7 protein-coding genes and 1 rRNA gene are annotated in these 7,941 nt (G+C 69.7%); all 8 read right to left on the bottom strand.

The window, feature by feature from the left end:
- Positions 1 to 70, bottom strand: a 16S ribosomal RNA gene (locus tag MBA17_RS36965); the annotation flags it as partial.
- A 567-nt stretch (positions 71 to 637) separates the two neighbouring features.
- Positions 638 to 1,903 (bottom strand): tyrosine--tRNA ligase, encoded by a 1,266-nt coding sequence (tyrS, locus tag MBA17_RS36960; RefSeq protein ID WP_238502195.1) that lies wholly within the window; start codon positions 1,901 to 1,903, stop codon positions 638 to 640.
- 53 nt (positions 1,904 to 1,956) lie between these two features.
- Positions 1,957 to 2,583 (bottom strand): DNA-3-methyladenine glycosylase, encoded by a 627-nt coding sequence (locus MBA17_RS36955; RefSeq protein ID WP_238502194.1) that lies wholly within the window; start codon positions 2,581 to 2,583, stop codon positions 1,957 to 1,959.
- Positions 2,565 to 3,962 (bottom strand): argininosuccinate lyase, encoded by a 1,398-nt coding sequence (gene argH / locus MBA17_RS36950; protein WP_238502205.1) that lies wholly within the window; start codon positions 3,960 to 3,962, stop codon positions 2,565 to 2,567. The genes MBA17_RS36955 and argH overlap by 19 nt, the downstream gene beginning before the upstream one ends.
- 140 nt (positions 3,963 to 4,102) lie before the next feature.
- A complete protein-coding gene (locus tag MBA17_RS36945) occupies positions 4,103 to 5,302 on the bottom strand; it encodes an argininosuccinate synthase (RefSeq protein ID WP_238502193.1) in 1,200 nt (399 codons plus the stop codon).
- A gap of 66 nt (positions 5,303 to 5,368) precedes the next feature.
- Positions 5,369 to 5,863, bottom strand: coding sequence for an arginine repressor (locus MBA17_RS36940; protein WP_238502203.1), 495 nt, complete (start codon positions 5,861 to 5,863; stop codon positions 5,369 to 5,371).
- Positions 5,864 to 5,871: 8 nt separating this feature from the next.
- Positions 5,872 to 6,792 (bottom strand): ornithine carbamoyltransferase, encoded by a 921-nt coding sequence (argF, locus tag MBA17_RS36935; RefSeq protein ID WP_238502192.1) that lies wholly within the window; start codon positions 6,790 to 6,792, stop codon positions 5,872 to 5,874.
- Positions 6,792 to 7,934 carry an acetylornithine transaminase gene (locus tag MBA17_RS36930; RefSeq protein WP_238502201.1) on the bottom strand — a complete coding sequence of 381 codons (1,143 nt, stop codon included), beginning with the start codon at positions 7,932 to 7,934 and terminating at the stop codon, positions 6,792 to 6,794. Before MBA17_RS36930 ends, argF begins: the two co-directional genes overlap by 1 nt.
- Between the last annotated feature and the right edge of the window lie 7 nt (positions 7,935 to 7,941).

Below are 7,941 nucleotides of genomic sequence, written 5' to 3'. Positions count from 1 at the left end.
TCCGCTCGACTTGCATGTGTTAAGCACGCCGCCAGCGTTCGTCCTGAGCCAGGATCAAACTCTCCAAAAAATGCTTGGAAACTTCACCTGGCTGACATAAATGTCAACCAAAGGAATCCGTCACAATTAACGTGACGGGGTTGTGCATCATGCACTGGCTTTTTGAACACACTGTTGAGTTCTCAAGAAACGGACGCGTACACCGCCGAACCAGAGTCTATCGGCTCCGATTGCAGGCGGGGCGCACACTTCCGTGAGTTACTATAGCAGGCCCACCCTAGCGAGTCAACCGCCAACGTTCTGGACGATCTTCTTCGCAGTGTGCGTCTTCCAAGCTCCCCGTCTCCGGGCAACCCTCTAAACTTACCGTGCCATCCTCGCCATGTCCAACTCAACCGGTTTTACGGGCGAGGGGCGCGGCGGAACAGCCTCGACCACGCCGTCACAGACGGGCGGTCGAGAGGTTCGCTACGAAGGTGTCCCCTGGGGGCCCGTCCGCCGTTTCAGGCGTCCGGCTCGCTCCCGGGGCGAGACGAAACATTAGGCGGCGTCGGGGTATCCGTCAAATCAACCCGCCTCACCGACGCGGAAAGGCCGCCGCCAGCAGTCGCCGGAGACGGCCCTTCCACACGACGGGTCAAGCCACCTCGACCCCACCGATCGAACGCTTGCCACGACGAAGCACCAGATAACGCCCGTGCAGCAGATCATCCGCCACCGGCACGTATCCCTCGTCGGTGATCTTCAAGTTGTTCAGGTAGGCGCCGCCCTCCTTGACGGCCCGCCGCGCCTCCGACTTCGACTTCACCAGCCCGCTCTCCGCGAGCAGGTCGACGAACGACGCGCCCAGCGTGGCCACGGAGGCCAGCGGCACCTCCGACAGGGCCGACCCCAGCGTCCGTACGTCGAGCTCCTCCAGCGATCCCTGACCGAACAGGGCCCTTGACGCGGCGAGCACCCGGGAGAGCTCCTCCGGCCCGTGCACGAGCGCGGTGAACTCCTCGGCCAGGGCTCGCTGGGCCTCCCGCGCGGCGGGCCGTTCCGAGGTGGCCTTCTCCAGCTCCTCGATCTCCTCCCTGGACCGGAAGCTGAAGATCTTGAGGAACCTCACGACGTCACGGTCGTCGGCGTTGAGCCAGAACTGGTAGAAGGCGTACGGCGAGGTCAGCTCGGGATCGAGCCATACCGAACCGCCCGCGGTCTTGCCGAACTTGGTCCCGTCGGCCTTGGTGATCAACGGCACGGTCAGCGCGTGGACGTGCGCGCCCTCCACCCGGCGGATGAGGTCGCAGCCGGCGGTGATGTTGCCCCACTGGTCGCTGCCGCCGATCTGCAGTGTGCAGCCATGCTGGCGGTAGAGCTCCAGGTAGTCGTTGGACTGCAGGATCTGGTAGCTGAACTCGGTGTAGCTGAGCCCGTCACCGCCCAGCCGGGCGGAGACCGCCTCACGGGCGAGCATCCGGTTGACCGGAAAGTGCTTGCCGATGTCACGCAGGAAGTCGATCGCCGACATGCCGGCCGTCCAGTCCAGGTTGCTCACCAGCAGCGCGCCCGTCGGGCTGTCGTCGAAGGCGAGGAACTTCTCCACCTGGACCCGGATCCTGGACACCCACTCCTCGACGATCTCGGCCGCGTTGAGAGTCCGCTCGGTGGAGCGGCCGCTCGGGTCGCCGATCAGCCCCGTCGCCCCGCCGACCAGCCCGATCGCCCGGTTTCCGGCCCGCTGGATACGGGTCAGGGTGAGCAGGGGCACCAGGTTTCCGACGTGCAGCGAGGGCGCGGACGGGTCGAACCCGCAATAGACCGTGATCCGGCCCTCGGCCAGTGCCGTACGCAGCGCGTCAACATCGGTGGACTGGGCGATCAGGCCACGCCAGGCGAGGTCATCGAGGATGTCGGTCACGATCCTAGCTTTCGGTTGGTCGGAGATGGATCTGTACGGCACAGCCTGCCCGATCAGGGCACCGATTCGCCACTTGGATACGACCGGCGCCGGGGTACGTGCGCGCGGTACGGCGAGACCGTGGGCTCGTTCCCGATCCAGAAGCGCCACGGGGTCTGCGCCCCGGTGGACACACCGGTGCGCGGGCCGGCGTGGAATACGGCCGGCGGCGACCCCTCGAAGATCTGCGGTTCGCCGGGGCCGCACACGTCGAGGCCGTTGTGCTCCCGGCCGAACCCGAGGGCGACCGCGAGGCGCGCGGGACCACGCGCGAGGTCACGGTCCCGGACCGGATCGCCCCGCCGTCCCCGTGCCTCCGTCAGCCCGTCCACCACCTCGCCCGCGCGCAGGAGCACGCCGGAGCCCGTGCCCTCGGGAAGGCAGACCAGGTTGGCGCAGAAGTGCATGCCGTACGTGAAGTAGACGTAGAGGTGGCCGGGAGGGCCGAACATGACCGAGTTGCGCGGGGTCTTGCCTCGGTAGGTGTGCGAAGCCGGATCCTCGCCCGGCGAGCCGTACGCCTCGGTCTCGGTGAGGCGTACGGCGACGGGCCCGTGCACGAGGACCCGCCCGAGCAGGTCGGGGGCCACCTCGTGCGCGGGCCGGTCGAAGAAGTCCCGGTCTAGGCGCCGCTCGCCCATGCGGCCTGGTCGTCGACGATCTCGCGCAGCGAGGCGAGCTGGTCGCGGACGCGGTCGGGGGCGGTCCCGCCGTACGCCTTGCGGGCGGCGAGGGCGCCGGGCACGTTGAGCACGTCGCGCGAGTCGGGAGTGAAGTGCGGGGAGACCTTGGCGAGCTCCTCGTCGGTCAGCTCGTCGAGGGTCTTGTCGTTGACCTGGCACCAGACCACCAGGTGCCCGACGGCCTCGTGCGCGTCGCGGAACGGCACGCCCTTGCGCACCAGCAGCTCGGCGAGGTCGGTGGCCAGGGCGAAACCGTCGGGCGCGCTGGCCTGCATCCGGGCGGTGTTCACCCGCATGGTGGCGACCAGCCCGGCGACGGCGGGGAGCACCAGAAGGAGGGTGTCGACGGCGTCGAACACCGGCTCCTTGTCTTCCTGGAGGTCACGGTTGTAGGTGAGCGGGAGGCCCTTCAACACCGTGAGCAGGGTGGTCAGCGAGCCGATCAGGCGGGCCGACTTGCCGCGGGCGAGTTCGGCGACGTCGGGGTTCTTCTTCTGCGGCATGATCGAGGAGCCGGTGGAGTAGGCGTCGTCCATCTCGATCCAGCGGAACTCCTGCGACGCCCACAGGACGATCTCCTCGCCGAGCCGCGACAGGTGGACACCGATCAACGCGGCGTCGAACAGGAACTCCGCGGCGAAGTCACGGTCGGCGACCGCGTCCATCGAGTTGGGGGCGGCGCTGTCGAAGCCGAGCTCCTCGGCGACGGCCTTCGGGTCCAGGGGCAGCGAGGATCCGGCCAGCGCGCCCGAGCCGAGCGGTGAGACGGCGGTGCGCCGGTCCCAGTCACGCAGGCGGTCGATGTCACGGGTGAAGGGATGGACGTGGGCCAGGAGCTGGTGGCCGAAGGAGACCGGCTGCGCGTGCTGCAGGTGGGTCATCCCCGGCGCGGCGGTCTCCGTGTGCTCCTCGGCCTGGCTCATCAGCGCGGTCTCCAGCTCCACCAGCCGCGAGACGATGTGCCGCACATGGTCGCGGAGGTAGAGCCGCAGGTCGGTGGCGACCTGGTCGTTCCGGCTGCGGCCGGCCCGCAGCTTGCCGCCGAGCGCGCCGAGGCGCTCCAGCAGGCCGCGTTCGAGGGCGGTGTGCACGTCCTCGTCGGCCACGGTGGGCCGGAACTCACCCAGCTTGCAGGCCCGTTCCAGATCGTCGAGCGCGCCGATCATCCGGCCCAGCTCGTCGTCGGTCAGCAGGTCCGCGCGATGCAGGACCCGGGCGTGCGCCCGGGAGGCCTGCAGATCGTACGGGGCGAGCCGCCAGTCGAACTGCACGCTCACGGAAAGACGTGTCAGCGCGTCGGCGGGACCTCCTTCAAATCTGGCCCCCCACAAACGCATCGCCTTGCCACCCTCAGTCACCGTTGCTCCCCTCCATCGTCCACCCTCGACCTCCCGATTTTCACCCGCGACCTTAGTGCACTGGACCGCCGCACCTCTCATCGATCGCATTCACCGACTGGGGCGCGGCGAGGCGCACGTCAGCTCACTCGGGCGTCACGGGCGGCGGCGATCTTGGAGGGGAGGCTCCACAGCTCGACGAAGCCCTTGGCGAGGGACTGGTCGAAGGTGTCGCCGGTGTCGTAGGTGGCCAGGTTGAAGTCGTAGAGGGAGGTGCTGGAGCGGCGGCCGGTGACGACGGCCCGGCCGCCGTGCAGGGTCATCCGGATCTCGCCGGTCACGTGCTCCTGGGCTTCGCTGATGAACTCGTCGAGCGCCTTCTTCAGCGGCGAGAACCACAGGCCGTCGTAGACCAGCTCGCCCCAGCGCTGGTCCACGCTGCGCTTGAAGCGGGCCAGGTCGCGCTCGACGGTGACGCTCTCCAGCTCCATGTGCGCGGTGATCAGCGCGATGGCGCCCGGCGCCTCGTAGACCTCGCGCGACTTGATGCCGACCAGCCGGTCCTCGACCATGTCGAGGCGGCCCACGCCCTGCGCGCCCGCCCGGTCGTTCAGCTCGGCGATGATCTGGAACGGGGTCAGCGCCCGGCCGTCGATCGCGACCGGCACGCCCTTGGCGAAGGCGATGACGACCTCGTCGGCCTCGCGCGGCTGCGCCGGGTCCGCGGTGTAGGAGTAGACGTCCTCGATCGGGCCGTTCCAGATGTCCTCCAGGAAGCCGGTCTCCACGGCCCTGCCCCAGATGTTCTGGTCGATGGAGTAGGGCGACTTCTTGGAGACGTCGATCGGCAGCCCCTTCTCGTCGGCGAAGGCGATGGCCTTGTCCCGGGTCCACGCGTAGTCGCGGGCCGGGGCGACGATCTTCAGGGAGGGGTTGAGCGCGGCCAGGCCGGCCTCGAACCTGACCTGGTCGTTGCCCTTGCCCGTGCAGCCGTGGGAGACGTGGGTCCCGCCGAACTCCTTGGCGGCCTTCGCCAGGTGCTTGACGATGAGCGGCCGGGACAACGCGGAGACCAGCGGGTAGCGGTCCATGTAGAGCGCGTTGGCCTGCAGCGCGGGGACGCAGAAGTCGGCCGCGAACTCCTCGCGGGCGTCCACCACGACCGACTCGACGGCGCCGCAGTCGATGGCGCGCTTCTGGATGACCTCCATCTCCTCGCCGCCCTGACCGACGTCGAGCGCGACGGCGACGACCTCGGCCCCCATCTTCTCGGCGAGGAACGGGATGGCCACGGAGGTGTCGAGGCCACCGGAAAAGGCGAGTACGACCCGGTCGTTCATGATCTGTCTCCATTGCGAAAGGCTGATGTGGGAGCGGCGGCTGGCCCGCGTCGTGGCCGACGCGGGCTACGTACGTCGATCAGCGGTCCTCAGCAGGGCTTCGGCGACCACCGAGCCACCCTGCGGATCGCGGCTGATGACGAGGATCGTGTCGTCGCCGGCGACGGTGCCCAGGATCGACTCGTACGAGGCGTGGTCGATGGCCGAGGCGAGGAACTGCGCCGCCCCGGGCGGCGTGCGCACGATGACCAGATTCGCCGAGGACTCGGCGGAGACGAGGAGTTCCTCGGCGATCCGGTGCAGCCGCGCCGCGGGTGACTCGCCCGTGCCGAGCCGAGCCGGCGGGATGCGCCCGCCGCCCTCGCCCGGCAACGCGTAGACCAGGGAGCCGTCCTCCGCGCGCAGCTTGAGCGCGCCCAGCTCGTCGAGGTCGCGGGAGAGCGTGGCCTGGGTGACCTCCAGGTTGCTCTCGGCCAGCAGTTTGGCCAGCTCGGGCTGGGAGCGGACCGGCTGACGGCTCAGCAACTCGGTGATCCTGGCCTGCCGGGCGGCCTTGGTCATGGGAAGTGTCACGACTGCTCCAGTAAGAAGTGCAGCAGCGCTTTCTGGGCGTGCAGCCGGTTCTCCGCCTGATCCCAGACGGCACTCTGCGGACCGTCGAGGACCTCGGCGGTGACTTCCAGGTCACGGTAGGCGGGCAGGCAGTGCAGCACGATCGCGTCGGGTGCGGCGTGGGCCATCAGCTCCGCGTTGACCTGGTACGGCATCAGCGCGGCCACCCGCTCGTCCTTGCCCTCCTGGCCCATCGACACCCAGGTGTCGGTGGCGATCACGTGGGCGCCGCCCGCGGCGGCGGCGGCGTCGGACAGGGCGAGCACCGAGCCGCCCGTCTCCGCGGCGATCGCGGCCGCCTCATCCATGATCACCGCGTCGGGCAGGAACCCGGCCGGCGACGCGATCCGCACGTGCATGCCGGCGGTGGCGCCGCCGAGCAGGTAGGAGTGGGCCATGTTGTTGGCGCCGTCGCCGAAGTAGGCCAGGGTGAGCCCGGCGAGCGAGCCCTTGTACTCCCTGACCGTCTGCAGGTCGGCGAGGATCTGGCAGGGGTGGAAGGCGTCGGTGAGCGCGTTGATCACCGGCACCGTGGCGGCTGCGGCCATGGCCTCGAGCCGCTCCTGGCCGAAGGTCCGCCACGCGACCGCGGCCACCTGCCTGGACAGCACCTGAGCGGTGTCCCCGACCGGCTCGCCCCGGCCCAGCTGCGAAGAGCCCGCGTCGATGACCAGCGGCTGACCGCCCAGCTCGGCGATGCCGACGGCGAACGAGACGCGGGTCCTGGTGGAGTGCTTGTCGAACAGCACGGCCACCGTGCGCGGGCCGGCGAGCGGGCGGTAGCCGAACCGGTCCTTCTTCATCGCCTCGGCGAGGTCGAGGACCCGCGCCTGCTCGGCGGGTGTCAGGTCGTCGTCACGCAGGAAGTGCCTGGTCATTACTGCGCCTCCGAGAGGATCATGGGCAACGCCGCGAGGAAGGAATCGATCTCCCGCTCGGTGATGACCAGCGGCGGCGCGAGCCGTACTGCGTTGGGCTGGACCGCGTTGACCAGGAAACCGGCGCGCTGGGCGGCGGCCTGGACGGCGGCGGAGCGGTCGGCGGTGAACAGCATGGCCAGCCACAGCCCCCGGCCCCGCACCCCGGCCAGCAGCGGATGCTCGATGGCGTCGATGCCCTCGGCGAACCGCGCGCCGACCGTGCGGACGTGTTCGAGCAGGCCGTCGCGATCGATCGTGTCGAGTACGGCGAGCGCCGCCGAGGCGGAGACCGGGTTGCCGCCGAAGGTGGAGCCGTGGTCGCCCTTGGCGAAGATGGTGCCCGCCTCGCCGAAGCCGACGCAGGCGCCGATCGGCATCCCGCCGCCGAGGCCCTTGGCCAGGGTGAGGATGTCGGGGAGCACGCCGTCGTTCTGGTGGGCGAACCAGTGGCCGGTCCGGCCGATCGCGGCCTGGATCTCGTCGGAGACCAGCAGCGCGCCGGTGTCGTCGCAGATCTCCCTGGCGGCCTTCAGGTAACCGTCGGGCGGGACCACGACGCCGGCCTCGCCCTGGGCGGGTTCGAGGAAGACTGCGGCGCAGTCTCCGGTGACCGTCTTCCGCAGCGCGTCGGCGTCGCCGTAGGGCACGAACCTGACCTCGAAGGGGAACGGTCCGAACTGGTCGCGGATCGACGCCTTGCCGGTCAGCGACAGGGCGCCCAAGGTACGGCCGTGGAACCCGTTCTCGGCGGCGACGAAGTAGCTGCGGCCGGACGTCTTGCCGTACTTGAGGGCCATCTTGACGGCGCACTCGTTGGCCTCGGTGCCGGAGTTGGCGAAGAAGACCCTGCCGGGCGCCCGCAGCAGGCCGAGCAGCCGCTCGGCGAGCAGCACCTCCGGCTCGTGCAGGAACAGGTTGGAGGTGTGCGCGAGGGTGGCGACCTGGGTGGAGACCGCCTCGACCAGCGCGGGGTGGGCGTGGCCGAGTGAGGTGACCGCGATGCCGGCGATCAGGTCGAGGTATTCACGGCCGTCGGCGTCCCACACGCGGCAGCCCTCGCCGCGGGCCAGCGCCACCGGCGGCACCCCGTAGTTGGGCATGAACGCC

The sequence above is a fragment of the Dolomitihabitans soli genome, assembly GCF_022213955.1.
Classification (GTDB): Bacteria; Actinomycetota; Actinomycetes; order Streptosporangiales; family Streptosporangiaceae; genus Streptosporangium_A; species Streptosporangium_A soli.
The sequence above is the reverse complement of the archived record's forward strand: the minus strand, read 5'-3'. Positions and strand labels throughout refer to the sequence as shown.